This window comes from Arthrobacter sp. NPDC080073 (assembly GCF_040686575.1).
Lineage (GTDB): Bacteria > Actinomycetota > Actinomycetes > Actinomycetales > Micrococcaceae > Arthrobacter.
Genome location: NZ_JBFBKR010000002.1, coordinates 242,635 through 259,226 on the forward strand (window position 1 = coordinate 242,635; position 16,592 = coordinate 259,226).

The 16,592-nt window shown below is 59.3% G+C and carries 15 protein-coding genes; 8 read left to right on the forward strand and 7 right to left on the reverse strand.

The features are described from left to right. Positions 1 to 29: 29 nt before the first annotated feature. Genes glf through AB0O52_RS03300 form a run of 4 tightly spaced genes read left to right on the forward strand, consistent with a single transcriptional unit; the run spans position 30 to position 4,865 of the window. Complete coding sequence (gene glf / locus AB0O52_RS03285; protein WP_364533266.1) at positions 30 to 1,217, forward strand: UDP-galactopyranose mutase; 1,188 nt, start codon at positions 30 to 32, stop codon at positions 1,215 to 1,217. Further along, positions 1,214 to 3,241: a glycosyltransferase gene (locus AB0O52_RS03290; RefSeq protein ID WP_364533269.1), complete on the forward strand. Its 2,028-nt coding sequence runs from the start codon at positions 1,214 to 1,216 to the stop codon at positions 3,239 to 3,241. The genes glf and AB0O52_RS03290 overlap by 4 nt, the downstream gene beginning before the upstream one ends. After that, positions 3,238 to 4,131, forward strand: coding sequence for an ABC transporter permease (locus AB0O52_RS03295; protein ID WP_364533271.1), 894 nt, complete (start codon positions 3,238 to 3,240; stop codon positions 4,129 to 4,131). The genes AB0O52_RS03290 and AB0O52_RS03295 overlap by 4 nt, the downstream gene beginning before the upstream one ends. A 2-nt stretch (positions 4,132 to 4,133) precedes the next feature. Next, the gene (locus tag AB0O52_RS03300; RefSeq protein WP_364533274.1) at positions 4,134 to 4,865 is read left to right on the forward strand and encodes an ABC transporter ATP-binding protein; all 732 of its coding nucleotides are present in this window, start codon (positions 4,134 to 4,136) and stop codon (positions 4,863 to 4,865) included. Between the two features lie 129 nt (positions 4,866 to 4,994). Here the strand turns inward: AB0O52_RS03300 and AB0O52_RS03305 are convergent, their stop codons facing one another. The 6 genes from AB0O52_RS03305 to AB0O52_RS03330 form a co-directional block, all read right to left on the reverse strand. Further along, positions 4,995 to 6,935: a DUF6541 family protein gene (locus AB0O52_RS03305; RefSeq protein WP_364533276.1), complete on the reverse strand. Its 1,941-nt coding sequence runs from the start codon at positions 6,933 to 6,935 to the stop codon at positions 4,995 to 4,997. Positions 6,936 to 7,032: 97 nt separating this feature from the next. Then, positions 7,033 to 7,896 (reverse strand): glucose-1-phosphate thymidylyltransferase RfbA, encoded by an 864-nt coding sequence (rfbA, locus tag AB0O52_RS03310; protein WP_364533279.1) that lies wholly within the window; start codon positions 7,894 to 7,896, stop codon positions 7,033 to 7,035. Between the two features lie 75 nt (positions 7,897 to 7,971). Continuing rightward, entirely contained in the window at positions 7,972 to 8,886 is a 915-nt protein-coding gene (locus AB0O52_RS03315; protein ID WP_364533282.1) for a glycosyltransferase, read from the reverse strand. A 10-nt stretch (positions 8,887 to 8,896) separates the two neighbouring features. Next, on the reverse strand, positions 8,897 to 9,784 hold the full coding sequence (locus AB0O52_RS03320) for a glycosyltransferase (protein WP_364533285.1): 888 nt from the start codon (positions 9,782 to 9,784) through the stop codon (positions 8,897 to 8,899). An 18-nt stretch (positions 9,785 to 9,802) separates the two neighbouring features. Then, entirely contained in the window at positions 9,803 to 10,186 is a 384-nt protein-coding gene (locus tag AB0O52_RS03325) for a DUF2304 domain-containing protein (RefSeq protein ID WP_364533287.1), read from the reverse strand. Further along, complete coding sequence (locus AB0O52_RS03330) at positions 10,187 to 10,939, reverse strand: glycosyltransferase family 2 protein (RefSeq protein WP_364533289.1); 753 nt, start codon at positions 10,937 to 10,939, stop codon at positions 10,187 to 10,189. A 199-nt stretch (positions 10,940 to 11,138) separates the two neighbouring features. On the opposite strand from AB0O52_RS03330, the gene AB0O52_RS03335 reads away from it, so the two are divergent. Genes AB0O52_RS03335 through AB0O52_RS03350 form a run of 4 tightly spaced genes read left to right on the forward strand, consistent with a single transcriptional unit; the run spans position 11,139 to position 15,366 of the window. Then, entirely contained in the window at positions 11,139 to 11,894 is a 756-nt protein-coding gene (locus tag AB0O52_RS03335; RefSeq protein ID WP_364533292.1) for a glycosyltransferase, read from the forward strand. A 31-nt stretch (positions 11,895 to 11,925) separates the two neighbouring features. Then, entirely contained in the window at positions 11,926 to 12,924 is a 999-nt protein-coding gene (gene rfbB, locus AB0O52_RS03340; RefSeq protein ID WP_364533295.1) for a dTDP-glucose 4,6-dehydratase, read from the forward strand. A gap of 3 nt (positions 12,925 to 12,927) precedes the next feature. After that, a complete protein-coding gene (locus tag AB0O52_RS03345; RefSeq protein WP_364533298.1) occupies positions 12,928 to 14,352 on the forward strand; it encodes a bifunctional dTDP-4-dehydrorhamnose 3,5-epimerase family protein/NAD(P)-dependent oxidoreductase in 1,425 nt (474 codons plus the stop codon). A gap of 12 nt (positions 14,353 to 14,364) precedes the next feature. Then, on the forward strand, positions 14,365 to 15,366 hold the full coding sequence (locus AB0O52_RS03350) for a glycosyltransferase (protein ID WP_364533301.1): 1,002 nt from the start codon (positions 14,365 to 14,367) through the stop codon (positions 15,364 to 15,366). On the opposite strand, the gene AB0O52_RS03355 is transcribed toward AB0O52_RS03350, so the two are convergent. Next, complete coding sequence (locus AB0O52_RS03355; RefSeq protein WP_364533304.1) at positions 15,367 to 16,512, reverse strand: polysaccharide biosynthesis C-terminal domain-containing protein; 1,146 nt, start codon at positions 16,510 to 16,512, stop codon at positions 15,367 to 15,369. Positions 16,513 to 16,592: the final 80 nt, after the last annotated feature.

Here is a 16,592-nt window from a genome sequence, read left to right on the forward strand (position 1 = left end):
GGCTGCCCGCATTCGAACCAGGAGTATTTGTGACCGCTGACCTCGTCATCGTCGGGTCGGGCTTTTTTGGCCTGACAATCGCAGAACAGGCCGCCACTGAGCTGGGCTTGAAGGTTGTTGTCATCGACCGCCGGCACCACATCGGTGGCAACGCCTACAGCGAAACGGAGGAGCAGACAGGAATCGAGGTGCATCGCTATGGTGCACACCTCTTCCACACCTCGAACGAGCGAGTGTGGGAGTATGTCAACCGGTTTACGACCTTCACCAACTACGTGCACAAGGTGTACGGCGTGCACAAAGGAGAGGTCTACTCCCTCCCCATCAACCTGGCAACAATCAACCAGTTCTTCCGCGCCAACCTGACTCCCGGCCAGGCACGAGACCTGATCAAAGAGCAAGCCGGTGAACTCGCGGGAACCGATCCACAGAATCTCAATGACAAGGGTATCCAGCTGATCGGCCGCCCCCTGTACGAAGCATTCATCAAGCACTACACGGGCAAGCAGTGGCAGACCGACCCCAAGGACCTCCCTGCGGGGATCATTTCGCGCCTTCCCGTCAGGTACAACTACGACAACCGTTACTTCAATGACAAGTACGAAGGCCTGCCGACCAACGGGTACACGGCATGGATCGAGAAGATGGCGGAGCATCCGAACATCGAGGTACGCCTGAACACGGACTTCTTTGATGAGTCGCATGAGTACTCAAAAAACAAGGTTGTCGGCAAGATACCCGTCGTGTACACGGGACCCGTGGACCGCTACTTCGACTTCGTCGCCGGAGATCTATCCTGGCGCACCATCGATTTCGAAGAAGAAGTCCTGGACATGGGCGACTTCCAGGGAACCTCCGTTGTCAACTACAACGACGACGACGTCCCGTTCACCAGGATTATCGAACCGCGCCATTTCCACCCGGAGCGTGGCTATCAGACGGAGAAAACCGTCATCATGCGCGAATATTCCCGGTTCGCTGAAAGCGGCGATGAGCCGTACTACCCGATCAACACCCCGGATGACCGCGAAAAGCTGCTGAAGTACCGTGATCTCGCGGCCGCAGAAAAAGACGTGCTGTTCGGCGGGCGCCTCGGCACCTACAAGTACCTCGATATGCACATGGCCATCGGTTCTGCCCTGTCCATGTTTGACAACAAGATCCGTCCGCACTTCGAAAGCGGCGCAGAAATCGAAAGTGGAGGAGTGGACGCATGAGCGTTTCAACGGAACCCATGAACCACGGCGCTGTGCCCGGACTGGGCGAAGAATGGCAAACCGTCCATCGCGTTGTCTTCCCGACGGATGGCGATTCTGACACACTTCCCTTGTACTTGGACTTCAACGCGGCTCAGCGGGTCGTGTCGGCGGAATCGCAGACTTCCAAGTCGGGGTCGGGCGTCACGGCTGTCACTTCCACTGGCGCTAAGATTCGTTCGGACTTCATTGAGAACCGTCGCCAGCTACACTTGCCGGCGTACCGACGCATTTCCTTTGGCACGTACTTCAACGCATTCCCTGCGAGCTATTGGCGAGCTCACACCGATGTCACGAGTGTGCGGCTTACGGTTGCCGTCGATGCCCCGGCAACCGTCGTGATTCTCCGGTCCACCGCGCGCGGTACCTCGAACAGGGTCGAAAGCATCAGCGTCGACGCTGGACGGCCGGTAGATGTTGTTCTGCCGCTGGCCAACTTCGGCGATGGCGGCTGGTACTGGTTTGACCTGGTGGCTTCCTCTGAACAGGTCAAACTCCTCGGCGCCGAATGGTCCGTACGGAAGCCCGAAGGATTCGAGGCGGGCACCGCCACGGTCGCGGTAACTACCTTTAACCGCCCGGATTTCTGCGTTAAGCACCTCTCGACATTTGCCGATTCTCCTGAACTCCTGAATGTCATGGACCGGCTCCTGATTACCGATCAGGGTACCCAGAAGGTACGCGACCAGGACGGTTTTGACGAGGCTGCGGCGCGACTCGGGGATAAGTTCGCACTGATTGAGCAGGGCAACCTCGGTGGTTCGGGTGGTTTTGCCCGCGGCATGCACGAGACAGTTGAAGATGGCCGGAGCAAATACGTGCTGCTGTTGGACGATGACGTGATCATCGAAACAGAAGGCGTGTTGCGGGCCATCAACTTCGCCGACTTCACGCGGAAGCCGTCGATCGTCGGCGGTCACATGTTTAACCTGTATGAACGCTCGGTGATGCACAGCTTCGGCGAAGAAGTCAACGAGTACAAGTTCCAATGGGGCGCGGTCGAAAGCACCAAAGAAGCCCACGATTTTTCGGCGAGCAACCTTCGCACGACGCCGTGGATGCATCGCCGGATTGATGTGGACTTCAACGGCTGGTGGATGTGTTTGATTCCGACCAGTGTTCTGCGCGACATCGGACTCTCTCTTCCCGTATTCATCAAGTGGGACGACGCCGAATACGGCATTCGGGCCCGCCGCCACGGCTACCCGACAGTCACCCTCCCGGGCGCCGCTGTCTGGCACATGCCGTGGACGGAAAAGGATGACACCATCGACTGGCAGGCCTACTTCCACCAGCGAAACCGCTGGCTTGCAGCCTTGGTCTACTCGCCCTACAAAAAGGGCGGATTCCTGCCGCGCCAGAGCTTCATGGTTGATGTCAAGCACCTGTTGTCGATGCAGTACTCTGCAGTCGAGCTTCGCTTGGATGCTCTCGAGGACCTGCTCAAGGGACCTTCTCACTTGCACCAGACGATTCGAACCAAGCTCCCCGAAATTCGTGCGCGACGTGCAGACTTCGATGACGCCCGCATCACCAAGGAAGTAGCAGCCTTCCCGCAAGTGAAGCGCGTGAAGCCGCCAAAGCGCGGAAAGAAGCCTTCTTCGCCGAAGTCCATCTTCGCTGCCCTTGCGACTGCTGCCTCGGCAGGGGTTCGTCAGGTACAGAGCGTAAGGCCGGGAGCCCTGGAGCACCCCGAAGCCCTCGTTCCGGCAATGGATGCCCGTTGGTGGCGACTGTCGCAGCTGGACTCGGCGATCGTCTCGTCCGCTGACGGAACCGGCGCCTCCTGGTACAAGCGCCATCCTGAGCATTTCCGCAATATGATGGCCCGCAGCATCAAGCTCCACAAGCAACTTATCCAAGACTGGGAAAAGCTTTCCGAGGAATATTCCCGGAGCCTGCCCGAGTTCACGTCGCAGCAGGCGTGGCGCGAGACTTTCGACGCGGTGACCACCACGACTCCGCAGGAAAAGGCCAAAGGGTGACAACTGCGAGTGACTTCAGCGAGACCGCCCCGCTCGTCCGTCCGGGCGTTGGGGGCGGACTCGCCGACGTGTTCAGACAGCGATTCCTGCTCAAACTCCTTGTTCGGAAGGAATTGCAGATCCGCTACAAGGGGTCGGTTCTTGGGCTGCTTTGGTCCTACGTAAAGCCGGGCGTTCAATTCCTGGTCTTCTACATTGCCCTGGGCGTCTTCCTGGGACTTGAGAAGAGCGCTCGAAATCCGGATGGACTGGCCAACTACGCTGTGTACTTGTTCTCCGGAATCGTTCTGATCAACTTTTTCACCGAGGCGCTCAGCAATGCGGCACGTTCCATTGTCGGCAACGGAGGTCTCATCAAGAAGATCTACCTGCCGCGTGAGCTTTTCCCCGTCGCCTCGGTCTGGGTTTCCGCCGTACATTTCATTCCGCAGTTGATTGTCCTGGTCGTCGCCTGCGTCTTCGCCGGGTGGCACCCGAGCCTGCTGCAGCTTGTCGCGGCTATCGCGGGTTTCGTGATCGTAGCCATGTTGGCCACCGGGTTAGGACTACTCTTTGGCTCTGCGAATGTCTATTTCAGGGACTCCGAGAACATTGTCGACATGCTGCTGATGGTTGCGACCTGGACTTCCCCCATCATGTACTCGTGGACCATGGTGCAGAGCAAGCTCGGCGCAAGCTGGTACGCCGTCTACCAGGTCAATCCCATTACTATCGGCGTCGAAGCGTTTCATTACGCCTTCTGGCTTCCAACCACCGATGAAACCGCCCCCATGCCGCCGAATCTTTTACCCCTCTGGGTTCCCGTGGGAATCGTGGTTTCCCTTGCAGTTCTCGTTTTCGGCCAGTGGGTATTCCGCCGGCTTGAGGGCCGATTTGCGCAGGAGTTGTGACGATGTCTGTTGCGATCGAAGTTCAGAAGCTAAATAAGCAGTTCGTACTGAGGCATACGCGCTCTCTCAAGGAGGCAATTGTCTGGCTTGTCACCGGCCGCAAAGGTGACATCTCCAAGAAGTTCCATGCGCTTCACAATGTCGACCTTGAAATCCAACAAGGCGAGACCGTGGCGTTGCTGGGCTTGAATGGGTCCGGCAAGTCCACTCTGCTCAAGCACATTTCAGGTGTCATGTTGCCTGATAGTGGTTCGGTGCGGACGCGGGGCAGAGTCGCAGGCCTTATTGAGGTAGGCGCGGGGTTCCATCATGACTTGTCGGGCAGGGAAAACGTCTACCTGAACGGCGCGATCCTGGGCATGACGGAAGCCCAGATCGACGAACAATTCGACTCCATCGTGGAATTTTCCGAGATCGGTGAGTTCATCGACACGGAGGTCAGGTTCTATTCTTCAGGCATGTACCTCCGTCTGGCATTCTCAGTCGCCGTTCATACGGATCCGGAAGTCTTCCTCGTGGACGAGATCCTGGCCGTCGGAGACGAGCCGTTTCAGCGCAAGTGCCTCGCCAGGATCAAGGAGCTTTCCGCGGCAGGCAAAACCCTCGTCGTCGTCAGTCACGACCTTGAACTCGTTTCCCGCATTTGCGATCGAGGAGTGGTTCTCAAGCACGGAAACGTCGTGTTTGACGGAGCCATCGATGACGCTGTGGCCCAGCTCCGCAGCCAAGTTTGAGCAGCGCGTAGGTGAGTCAGGAGGCGCCCCGCCCGTAGCGGGGCGTCGTGACGCCTTTGAGGGGCGCTGGAACGTCACACCGAGATCCAATGCCCCGTTGCGGAACCGCCCGCCCCTCGAATGGTCAAACTAACCGCATGCGGTCACTTTGAAGAGCTTCGCCTCACCGACTTGCGCCAGAAGCTGGAAGCCCGGAGTCGTATTTTCGATCAAGAGCCCCTTGAATCCGTGATCGCCTCCATGGACTTCCTTGGTCCCAAAATTCAAGGCATAGCCGACCCCGGTCGCGTGGACTGCTTTGCACACCTCGGGGTCGCTGGCAGCGTCCTTGAGCTTGTCGTTCAGCGTGAGGACTGCGGGCGTGTAGGTTGTGAGCGTGTGTTTGGATGTCGTGTTGCGGTCCGCCAGAGCAAATGCCATGGCGGCACCTGTCCAGGGATTTGTTGCGATTGTTGCGTTTTGCGGAACGAAATTATCTAGCTCGTCGATGAGAGTCATTTCGTCTTTGCTCACCAAGGGGGCATCCGGGCTCGTCGAGTAGATATTGTGAGCGGAGGCTATTTCGCTACCAAGCGGAAGCGTTTGAAGTGGAAGGACCACCGCCAGCAGAACCAAGGGCACCACAACGACCCCGGCTGTTCGAGCCTGGATCCGAGCTAAGAACCACCTGCGTCGGGTGTTCCGTCCAGAGCTCCACCAAAGTCGGATCCGCCCCATTAGCCAGTCCAGACCGGTCGCCGCAAGGGGTACGGCGACGATCGGCAGCAAGGCAGCCAGTCGATAGCTGTCGTTGTACCAGACACCGGTCAAGGCATTACGGAACCACGGGTCCGGCCCGGCCGAAACTACGACAAAAAGCACGGCGCTGACGAGAAACGACCCCAGGAACCACGACTTCTGCGGTCTCCTTGCCAAGACTCCAATTCCCAAAACCATCAATGCACTCACGGCCCACGCTGGACTGTGATGCATTGGAGAGTTCGTAATGACCTCCCCTACTGCCTGGCCCACAGTTTGTACAGGTGGCCAGCCTGACGCCTCCGCAGGCGGCCTGATCAGCTTCCACATGACGGCCATGATGGCGAATGTGAGCAGCAACGAAATTCCGAAAAAGACGATGCCCCTGTAGCCCTGACCATGCTCATGTTTGCGGACCCAATACCGAATGTAGCTGAAGAGGAGAACTGGTGCGGACAGTGCCACGAGGGACATAAGCCCATTCGGATGGGCGATCGCGAGTCCTGCAGCGAGGCTCGGCGCGAGGGCGAAGCGGGCGAGGATAGGTATCCCGGTGGCTCCACCGGCCGCAAAGAATACGGCGACTCCCGCCAAAGCCGTTGGAAGCATGCATAGGGCGAGGAAGTTTGGGTACAGGACGCCAAAATCCAACAACAGCAGGGGGAACGCGCTGAACCCCGCGGCGAGGAGGCCGGCGGCACCAACGACGTAACCATTCCCCTTTGTAACCACCCGCGTGAGAAACATGCAACCGAGCGGCCAGACAATTGCCGCGACGCAGAGGTTTAGCACGTTCGCTGTGACGCTGATCGGAGCGCCGGTGATCTGCACGACGAGGGACGCGAGGTCGTGCCAGGCCGCTGGGTAGAAGTACGGTGGATTTCCGCCATTGGTCATGCTCGTGAGGGTCAGCGAAGAGCCATTGGCGGTGTCGAGGATGTAGCGGACCGCGTTGAGATGGAATACGTTGTCAAACGTCTGGGAAATGTTGTCTGGCCGGTCGAAGGCCTGACGAAGTTGGAACGCGATGGAGATGCTGCCGACTAAAAAACCGATGGCCGCCGCGTACGCAGCGGGTGTGGGCCGCTTGAGCTTCAGCCGAAATCGCAAGGACAGCTTCTCGGGTGTTAGCTGGCTCGCCGCGAACAACCCCGCTGCCAAGGCGATAGCCACGACCACGACGGGCATCAGCGACCATGAGATTCCCAAATAGGGAAGGACGATGGCCGTGCCGGCGACAGCGAGAACACTGAGCACGGGAGCCACCGCAAGGAAGGTCAGGCCTCGGAGGCCCAATGAAGCTGCGATCAAGCTCCCGGGTATAAAGAGCACTGCCAAACTGGCAAGAAAAACTGGAAGCGTTGAATACCAACTCAATTGGACTCCACCTATGGCTTAAGGATGTTCGACGACCCGGGAATTTGGAGTCCTAGCCGTCGAGGAGCCCTAGCAAGTACTGGCCATACCCACTCTTGACCAATGGCTCCGCCCGCTGGCGGAGTTCGTCGTCAGTTAGGAAGCCTTGACGCCAGGCGATTTCCTCCGGTGCGCCAATCTTGAGACCCTGACGGTTCTCGACCGTGCGGATGAAATTAGAGGCGTCATTGAGGTCGTTGAATGTCCCGGTATCAAGCCAGGCCGTGCCGCGGGGGAGAATTTCGACGTGAAGTTTTTCTCTCTCGAGGTAAGTGCGGTTCACGTCCGTTATTTCCAGCTCACCTCGTGCGGACGGCTGCAGGTTCTTGGCGATGTCGACGACGTCGTTGTCATAGAAGTAGAGGCCTGGAACAGCGTAGTGGGATTTCGGCTTTTCAGGCTTCTCCTCAAGGGATATGGCCTTCCCAGCCTCATCGAATTCCACAACGCCATAGGCTTTGGGATCCTTGACCCAGTAACCGAAGACTGCGCCGCCGTCGATATTGGCGTGCCGACGCAACTGCGTGCCCATTCCTTGGCCGTAGAAGATATTGTCACCCAGGACCAAAGCCACGGTGTCGTTTCCGATGTGGTCAGCGCCAAGGATGAAGGCCTGGGCAAGGCCATCGGGGGAGGGCTGCTGAACATAGCTGAGGTTGATGCCAAACTGCGAGCCATCGCCGAGTAGACGCTGGAACTGCTCGGCGTCGTGGGGCGTGGTGATGATGAGGATGTCGCGGATCCCGGCCAGAATGAGCGTCGACAGGGGGTAGTAAATCATCGGCTTGTCGTAGACCGGTACCAGTTGCTTGCTGATGCCGTGTGTGATCGGGTGCAGACGAGATCCGGTGCCACCGGCAAGAATGATTCCACGCATGGTCTACATCTTTCCCTACCCGTCAGTCCTCAGCAAAACGGGGCCAGTTGATACCGGATCGCCGCGAGGTCCGGCCTACTGGTGTTTTCGTCCGCAGTCGCCCCGCACGCCGTCAACAATGCCGCTGATGGCCGATGCTAGCCGGGCAGTTCGGCCGGGTGCGAGGACGGTGACAAAAGCCAGATGCCGAAGGTCTGTCAAAACGCCTACGACGACCCAGACCGGGTGGCGACGTACGTAGCGCGCGCCCACTAGGATCCTGTTTCTGAAAATGTAGTAGTAGCGCCAAGTGGCCGCGATTCGGACTTGAAGGTTTCGTCCTCCCACGCGGACCGTGCGCCCGAACACCTTGGCGTCCACCATGGTTCCGAGTGAATGATCGAATTCTGTGTCGGCCAAGACTGTTGGCAGGCCAGCGTCCAGCGCCCGGAAGTAATATTCCGTGTCCACGAGATCGATAAACAGACCGTCCCAGAAATTCCCGATGATGTCCAGAGTTGAGGTTGGAATCAACAGCCCCGACTGTATGGGCTCCCTGCCTAATACCACGCCACGCCGCGTGCCGGCTCGTTTTACAGGATTTCCGTGAATCCGGGCCGGCGAAACCAGCCCGGGCTGGACACCCGCAGACCTAGCAGATGCGGATGCACTGAGCAGCTTCTGAACATAATCGTCCGGAAGAAGTGAGTCTTGGTCCACCGTGACAATGTGTTCGATGCCCGCACTGCTCCGTGCCCTGGCTATTCCGGCGTTCAACGCAGCGGCGATCCCTGAGTTTGACTCCAGCGTGAGAACCACTGCACCGGCTTCGGCAACCGCCCCAAAAATATGGTCGAACCCTTCGCCACTACCGTCATCAACCACGACGACGGTGGATAACTGCTTCAAGAGTGAGGCCACGTTCTCCACCAAGTGCGGTGTCGGGTGGAAAGCGGTGACCACTCCGGCGACGCTGGCCAGCCTTGTGGACACGTCCAGCTCAGGAGTCATATCCGATTTCTCACTTTCCAAATGCATGGCGAAGCAGGGATGCAACGGGCCTCATGCCGCCATGCGAAGCGGCCTGGGGCAAAAGCAACAGGGCGTGGGCGCGCGATGTCAACCGGAAAGCTGCGGCACGGGCAGCAGTGCGCCAGCCTCTTTCCCTGCAAAGTCGACCTGCGAGCCCGAAGTAGGTGCGCTCACCATGAAACCGAGTACCGTCCACGAGTTTGGCCGAGGATGCGCTGTGGATGTGCCGGCGATAGGCGAAACAGACCTCCGGCTCGATAAGCAATTCGGCGCCAGCCAACACCATATCCATGACGAGCGCGAGATCCTGAATAACCGGCAACCCGTTCCGGAAATCGAAGTCCTGGAGCCTGTCCCGGCGAAACGCCAGTGAAGGCCAGTAGAGCCAGTCGCCGTGCAGGAGACTGACAGCCAATGGCTCGCCCCGGACAAGACGTTGGCCCGTGCCCTTCGGTTTGACCAGGCGCTGCTTGACAACGTCGACGAGCGGTTCGGCGGTATGCCCGTTCTCATCGATTACAGTCACACCGGGCTGGATGATCCAAGCTTCCGGGAACGCCTTGTGGGCGCTAAGGACAACATCCACGAAATTCGGAAGAAGTTCGTCATCGCATCCCATGACCACTACGACGTCCTGCGTCGCGAGCGACACGCAAGTCCGGAAGTTCTCGGTGATGCCCTCATTGACGTCCTTGCGGATGTACTTGATCCGCGCGTCCCCAAGGCCTTCGACGTAGCGTCGCACCTCGTCATCCGGATACGCGTCATCCACGACAGTAAGGAACCAGTCGCCCGAGTTTTGCGCCAGCACGCTGTCGACAGCTTGTTTCATGAATGCTGCATCGCCCCAGTAAGGGATGAAGATGTCCAATGCCATGGGGAGCGGTCCGCGTCCTTAAGTCGAAGTGGATTTATTTGAAGTGTCGCCATTCGCCTGGGTAGCGGCGGCCTGCTGCTCGATGAGGGCTCGAAGTATAGCGACTTCTTCGGCCAGTGTGCGGGTCTCGTCTTCGACGACCGAAATTTCCCACGACAGGTGAAGGCAGACACCCAGTAGAAGCAGGATGCTGATGATGAACAGGAGGTTGGATGGCAATTGCACCCCGACGAGCTGGGTCACAATTGTCAGCAGGCTTGGGAAAGCGGCAAGTATGAGGGTGCCGGTGCCCACGACCAGCCACAACGCAGCGTACTTCTCACGAAGTTTTTTGCGCCGGAGCATCTCCACGACGACGCCCATAATGGCCAGGGACAGGATGAATGCGGCTAGGTTGCCCATTTACAAGGTCCCTTCAACGGCGATGCGACTGGATGTGATGTGCGACCTTTTACGGGTCAATGCGAACAAGAGGGCAAACACGGAGCGTCCGAGGTAGATTGCGGCCTTGAGCGGATTGTGGCTGGGAGTTCCACCCTGGCGGGGACGCATGGCCACGGGGATCTGCGTCACAGTGCAGCCTGAGCGAATCGCGACGACGAGGGAGTCAATGGTGTCGCCAAGGTATTCGGCCGGATAGTGGTCGAGATATTGGTTGATGGCACGTTCATTCGCTGCACGGAAACCCGATGTCACATCCGTCAGCCTTGTCTTGGCGAGACCTGAAATAACCTTCGCGAGGAACTGCATTGCCCATTTGCGCGGACCACTGACTTTGTACGCGCCCTTGTCCGCGAACCGTGCTCCGATAGAGATATCGGCATGGTTAAGCCCTGCCAGTACCTCTTCGATGTGCTCCGGATCGTGCTGACCGTCAGCGTCGACTTGGATGACCCGGCCGTAACCGGTGCGTTGGGCGTACTTGAAGCCTGCCCGCATTGCCCCGCCGACGCCGAGATTGAAGGGTAGGTTAAGGACCGTTGCGCCTGCGGTTGCTGCGAGCTCCGCTGTGGCGTCCGTGGAGCCGTCGTTGACAACGAGGACGTCGTACGCGCGTCCCATTCCCAGCACTTCTCGAACGGTGTCGCCCACGGACTCGGCTTCGTTCCAAGCGGGCATGATGACGAGGACCCGCGTCGAGTCATGAGTTTCCATAGGTCTCCAATATATCAACGGCCTGCGAATCACTTCGCGGGATCCTGGCCGGTCCGCGCCAGTGGCCTTAGTCGATGATCCTATCTTTCATTCCGTGGTCGTGACGTCTCTCGCCGATCAGGGGGAGGGAGCCCCATCGGAAGAGGTGCGACAAGTAGCAGGATCCTGTTGAACAAGTGAGTCCCATAGAGTGTTGTGCATGAACGATGCGACGATGGCGGACGGGCGCGAAATCCGTGCAAGTATCTGCATGGCCACCTATAAGGGAACAGACTTTGTTGGGGAGCAGATCGCCTCTATTCTCAGGGAGCTCGGGCCCGACGACGAGGTCGTCGTGGTCGATGACGCGTCGCCCGATGACACAGCCGTCGTTATCGAAGCGATCAAGGATCCGCGAGTACGCCTAGTGAGGGCGTCCTCAAACAAGGGCTACGTTCGGACGTTTGAAGAAGCCGTAGGCCTGAGCGCCGGAAAATTCGTCTTCCTTTCGGATCAGGACGACGTCTGGATTCCCGGTCGTCTCGACAAGATGTTGCGGGCACTTGACACACACAAGGTCGTGGCCAGTAACTTCGACGTTCTCGGCGGTGGCCCGCGGCCCTGGATTCCGCGGTTGCGCTCCAGTGACTCTGGACGGCATCTGGCGAACTTGTTCGCGGTACTTATCGGTTACCGCGCGTATTACGGCTGCGCAATGGGATTCCGTCGGGACGCCGTCGGACTCTTCACGCCCATTCCCAGCTACGTTCGTGAGTCGCACGATCTATGGCTGGCTATATGTGGCAACGTCGCAGGCTCCATAATTCATCTGGACGATTCTACGGTTTACCGACGGCTTCACGGTGAAAACCAGACCCCTGCGGGCTGGCGATCGTTGTCCAAGATTGTCAAGTCGCGGTTCATGTTGGCGAGGCTGATACTTGAAGCTTTCCGAAGGACGCGTCGACGGTTCTAGGCACGATCCCCGCGTTGGGTAGGCTGGTTCCATGCAGAAACTCCTTGTCACCGGCGGCGCCGGCTTCATCGGTTCAAACTTTGTTCACTACGTGATCGCCAACACGGATCACGACGTCACAGTGCTGGACAAGCTCACCTATGCCGGGAACCTGGAGTCGATCAAGCACCTACCGAGCGAGCGGCTCACGTTCGTCCAGGGGGACATTGCGGATCCTTCCGTCGTCGAACCCCTTGTGGCAGCGGCCGACGTCGTGGTCCACTACGCCGCAGAGTCTCACAATGACAACTCGCTGCATGACCCGCGTCCCTTCCTAGACACCAATATCATCGGAACGTTCACGCTGATCGAAGCCGCCCGGAAGCACGACAAGCGCTTCCACCACATCTCCACCGACGAGGTCTACGGCGATCTTGAGCTCGATGACCCGGAACGGTTCACCGAGAACACCCCCTACAATCCCTCCAGCCCCTACTCCTCGACGAAGGCCGGTTCAGACCTGCTGGTCCGGGCCTGGGTGCGCTCCTTCGGGTTGCAGGCCACCATCAGCAACTGCTCAAACAACTACGGACCGTACCAACACGTGGAAAAGTTCATCCCGCGCCAGATCACCAATGTGATCGACGGTATCCGTCCGAAGCTGTATGGCAAAGGCGAGAACGTCCGCGACTGGATCCACGCAAACGACCACTCTTCCGCGGTTCTGGCAATCATCGAGAAGGGCAGGATCGGGGAAACCTATCTCATCGGCGCGGACGGCGAGAAGAACAACAAGGACGTCGTGGAGCTCATCCTGGCGCACATGGGCCAAGACAAGGACGCCTACGACCACGTGGTGGACCGCCCGGGCCACGACCTCCGTTACGCGATCGACTCCACCAAACTGCGCACCGAGCTCGACTGGAAGCCCGAGTTCTCCAACTTCGACGCCGGCATCGAAGACACCATCAAGTGGTACCGCGACAACGAAGCATGGTGGCGTCCCCAGAAGGCCGAGACAGAGGCCAAGTACAAGGAACAGGGCCAGTAGACGATGTCCATTGAGTTTTCCAAACAGCTAAGTGCCCGCGAAACGCCGATTCCCGGCGTCGTTCTGTACGAACTTCCCGTCCACGGCGACAACCGCGGTTGGTTCAAGGAGAACTGGCAGCGCGAGAAGATGGTGGCCCTCGGGCTTCCGGACTTCAAGCCGGTACAGAACAACATCTCTTTCAACGAAAAAGCCGGCACCACCCGCGGCATCCACGCCGAACCTTGGGACAAATTCATCTCCGTGGCTACCGGCAAAATATTCGGCGCCTGGGTGGACCTGCGCGAAGGTCCGTCGTTCGGTGCGGTGTTCACTGCCGAGTTGGATCCGAGCCAGGCAATTTTCATCCCTCGGGGTGTGGGCAACGCTTTCCAGACCCTGGAGGACAACACTGCTTACACCTACTTGGTCAACGATCACTGGAGCGCTGACGCGCAGGGCCAGTACACCTTCCTTAATCTGGCTGACGAGACAGCGGCCATCGACTGGCCCATCCCGCTGGAGCGGGCCGAGCTCTCGGACAAAGACAAAGCCCATCCGCGCTTGGCGGAGGTACGGCCGATGGGCCCTAAGAAGACGCTGGTTCTAGGTGCCAACGGGCAGCTCGGGAAAGCCCTTCGGGAGCTGTACGACGGCGATGCCTCCGTTGAGTTTGCCGGCCGCGCTGAGTTCGACCTGAGTTCCCCGGATGCGGTTGCGCAAAAGAACTGGAAGAACTACTCGGCCGTCATCAACGCGGCCGCTTACACCGCCGTCGACGCAGCCGAAACCCCGGAAGGCCGCGAGGCCGCCTGGGAGACCAACGTCGCTGCCGTCGCTCGCCTGGCACGGGCCGCAGTCGAGCACGACCTGACGCTCGTCCATGTCTCCTCCGACTATGTGTTCGACGGCGCAGCTGATACCCATGGAGAAGACGAGCCGGTCTCGCCCTTGGGCGTGTACGGTCAGACGAAGGCCGCCGGCGACGCCGTGGTCAGCGTCGTTCCCAGGCACTACATCGTGCGCACCAGCTGGGTCATTGGTGAGGGCAACAATTTCGTCCGCACCTTGGCCTCCCTCGCCGCACGCGGAATTGAACCTTCGGTTGTCAACGACCAGATCGGCCGCTTGACTTTCACGGAGGATATCGCCGCGGGAATCAAGCACTTGCTGGACTCCAAAGCCAGCTACGGCACGTACAACCTTAGCAACGCCGGTGAGCCGCAGTCCTGGGCGGACATCGCCGCCGACGTCTACGAGCTCAGCGGTGCCGCACGGGATTCCGTTACGGGCGTCACCACCGAAGAGTACTTCCGGGGCAAAGCGGCCGCTCCCCGTCCGCTCAAAAGTGTCCTTGACCTGAGCAAGATCCGGGCAGCGGGATTCGAGCCGCGGTCCGCCCGGGAAGCTCTTGACGCCTACCTCGCCACCAGTCCCGCGATCGGCTAGTGGCTGACCGAGATGGCCTATGACTCTTCTTCGTTCGGTGTGGTGGCCCTCGCCGCATACCGTCCTGACTGGGACCTTTTCCGGACCCAGCTCCGGTCTATCCAGGATCAAAGCCACACCGATTTTGTCTGCCTGATCTCCGCCGATGGCGGGGACCAGGAGATCGCGGAATTTGTCAAAGCGGAGCTCAACGACGATAGCCGGTTTCGGGTTCTCGGATTCCCGGAAAGGCTGGGGTTTTACGGGAACTTCGAGAGGGTCCTCCAAGCCGTTCCTCTTGAAGCACAATGGGTGGCATTGGCCGACCAGGATGATCTGTGGTACCCCTCCAAGCTCGAGACGCTAATTCCGCAGCTGAATGATGTAGCGCTAGTTTCGGGGCAGGCCAGGGTGGTTCGAAATCCCGGGCATGAGGTCGTGGCTGATTCCACGGCTCGAAAGAACGTTCCCTTTGGCGCGTTGGTTGCCCAAAACCAAGTGACTGGAAGCCTTTGCCTCTTCCGCAGGGAACTTCTCGATCTGGCACTTCCCTTTCCGCGGCTGGAAACCATCACACAGGTCCACGACCATTGGCTCGCAGTGTGCGCCGCTGCCACCGGTGGTGCCGTGGTGGTAGAGGAAGTACTGCAGGACTACGTCCAACACGGCGGCAATGTCCTTGGCGAAGTGGAAGGCCACCAAGGCATCTTGTCATCATGGCGGCACCTTGCGTCGATGTCGAAAAAATACCACGGCAGCCAGAGCCTGCTGGCGATGCTGCGCACATCAAACGACCTGAGCTTTGGGTGGCGCAGGGCGATGGTGGACTGTCTGAAAGCCCGCGTTGCCATCAACTCGGCGGACTTGGAGACCGGCCTTTCGGCCTTCTCCAGCGGTCATGCGTGGAGGCCGACGCTGAGGGTGTTGTGGTCAGGCTTGCGCAGTGGGGACATCGCAGCGCCATGCTTCCTGGAATTCGTTGCGGGCGCTCCGGCTGAGCTTTTCGTCAACGGATTTGGCTCCCGAAGGCGCTGACTAAGGGACGGTCGGGCCGGTGCCTGGATCCTCCATGGCGGCAGGGACCGGCCTCAGCGACTGCACCCTGAAGTGTCGCCTTACGGCCAGCACTTGATATGTGGCCACGACAACCTCAGACACGCCGACCGCCCAGGCCACGCCCGAGCCCCCGTACAGCGCGCCCATGGCGAACATCAGGGGAACGTTTAGGATTGCGCCCAGCGCCGTCGACTTTGCCAGGATGGCACCTTCACCGAGCGGTATAAGACATGCGAGGCCAACGACTTGGGCCACCAACACCGCCGCGAAGATCAGACCGAAGGGAATGCTTAACGTGTATCCGACGGTGACCTCGCCGCGGGAGAAGATCGGGCTTGCCCAGGGGATTAGGACCGCCAGAAGCACGCCCCCCAGGGCCCCGGCCGCAGGGACGAACTTGGCGACCAGTTGTATGCGTTCCAAGCTGCGCGATCGCCCGGCTTCTGGGATCCAGCCCTGAACAACTTGCAGCACCGGCCCGAACCCGGCGACAGCGAACCTGAACAGCTTGTCCGTGAGGGCGTAGAGGGGGACCGCGGCAGGGACTACGAGCGAGACTGCGATCATCGGCAGATTGCTGTTGATGGTTCCGGTACCTGCAGCGATGACGCCGAATTTTTGGTTCCGAAGCCGTTGCATGGCGGGAACAAAGCCCAAGTTCACCGTTAGCGGTGTTTCATGTCTACCCTTCATGGCCGCCAGGGCTCCGACCGCGACGGCGATGACGTTAAACGCAAGCAGGCTGCCAGCAAACACGATGGCTTGAGGGAAGAATTGCAGCAGTATCACGCCGGTGATGACGCCTAGTCCTTGGGGGAATACATCGAAGACCAGCAGGGACCACGGCTTGGCCTGGCCGATGAAGTACCAGGAGGCACCGAGAAAAGGCATCAAATAGGCCAGCGAGGCAACCGCGGCAGATACGGGATCGACCCGGGTCAACAGAAGGAGCAGGAAGAACATCAATGGCGCTGAGAAGAGGAACAGGTAGAGCCGGCTGACCACCGAATTCAAGAACATTTGGGGCCGCCGTGCTGCAGACGTAGAGGCGACCATGGCTGCCCCGACGGTGCCCCAACCGAAAGCGACGACGACGCCGAATATTGCCGCCGTCGCTTGCGCCACTGCCAGTTCACCCCATATCCCTGGACCCAGAGTCGATATCACAAAAGGGATGGCGAGGAGATTTACGGCAGTTGAAAACA

Excerpts from the sequence above, each read along its gene's own strand:
- AB0O52_RS03290 (WP_364533269.1), top strand. The coding sequence starts at position 1,214 with ATGAGCGTTTCAACGGAACCCATGAACCACGGCGCTGTGCCCGGACTG.
- AB0O52_RS03300 (WP_364533274.1), top strand. The coding sequence starts at position 4,134 with ATGTCTGTTGCGATCGAAGTTCAGAAGCTAAATAAGCAGTTCGTACTG.
- rfbA (WP_364533279.1), bottom strand. The coding sequence starts at position 7,896 with ATGCGTGGAATCATTCTTGCCGGTGGCACCGGATCTCGTCTGCACCCG.
- AB0O52_RS03315 (WP_364533282.1), bottom strand. The coding sequence starts at position 8,886 with ATGACTCCTGAGCTGGACGTGTCCACAAGGCTGGCCAGCGTCGCCGGA.
- AB0O52_RS03320 (WP_364533285.1), bottom strand. The coding sequence starts at position 9,784 with ATGGCATTGGACATCTTCATCCCTTACTGGGGCGATGCAGCATTCATG.
- AB0O52_RS03325 (WP_364533287.1), bottom strand. The coding sequence starts at position 10,186 with ATGGGCAACCTAGCCGCATTCATCCTGTCCCTGGCCATTATGGGCGTC.
- AB0O52_RS03330 (WP_364533289.1), bottom strand. The coding sequence starts at position 10,939 with ATGGAAACTCATGACTCGACGCGGGTCCTCGTCATCATGCCCGCTTGG.
- AB0O52_RS03335 (WP_364533292.1), top strand. The coding sequence starts at position 11,139 with ATGAACGATGCGACGATGGCGGACGGGCGCGAAATCCGTGCAAGTATC.
- rfbB (WP_364533295.1), top strand. The coding sequence starts at position 11,926 with ATGCAGAAACTCCTTGTCACCGGCGGCGCCGGCTTCATCGGTTCAAAC.
- AB0O52_RS03345 (WP_364533298.1), top strand. The coding sequence starts at position 12,928 with ATGTCCATTGAGTTTTCCAAACAGCTAAGTGCCCGCGAAACGCCGATT.
- AB0O52_RS03350 (WP_364533301.1), top strand. The coding sequence starts at position 14,365 with ATGGCCTATGACTCTTCTTCGTTCGGTGTGGTGGCCCTCGCCGCATAC.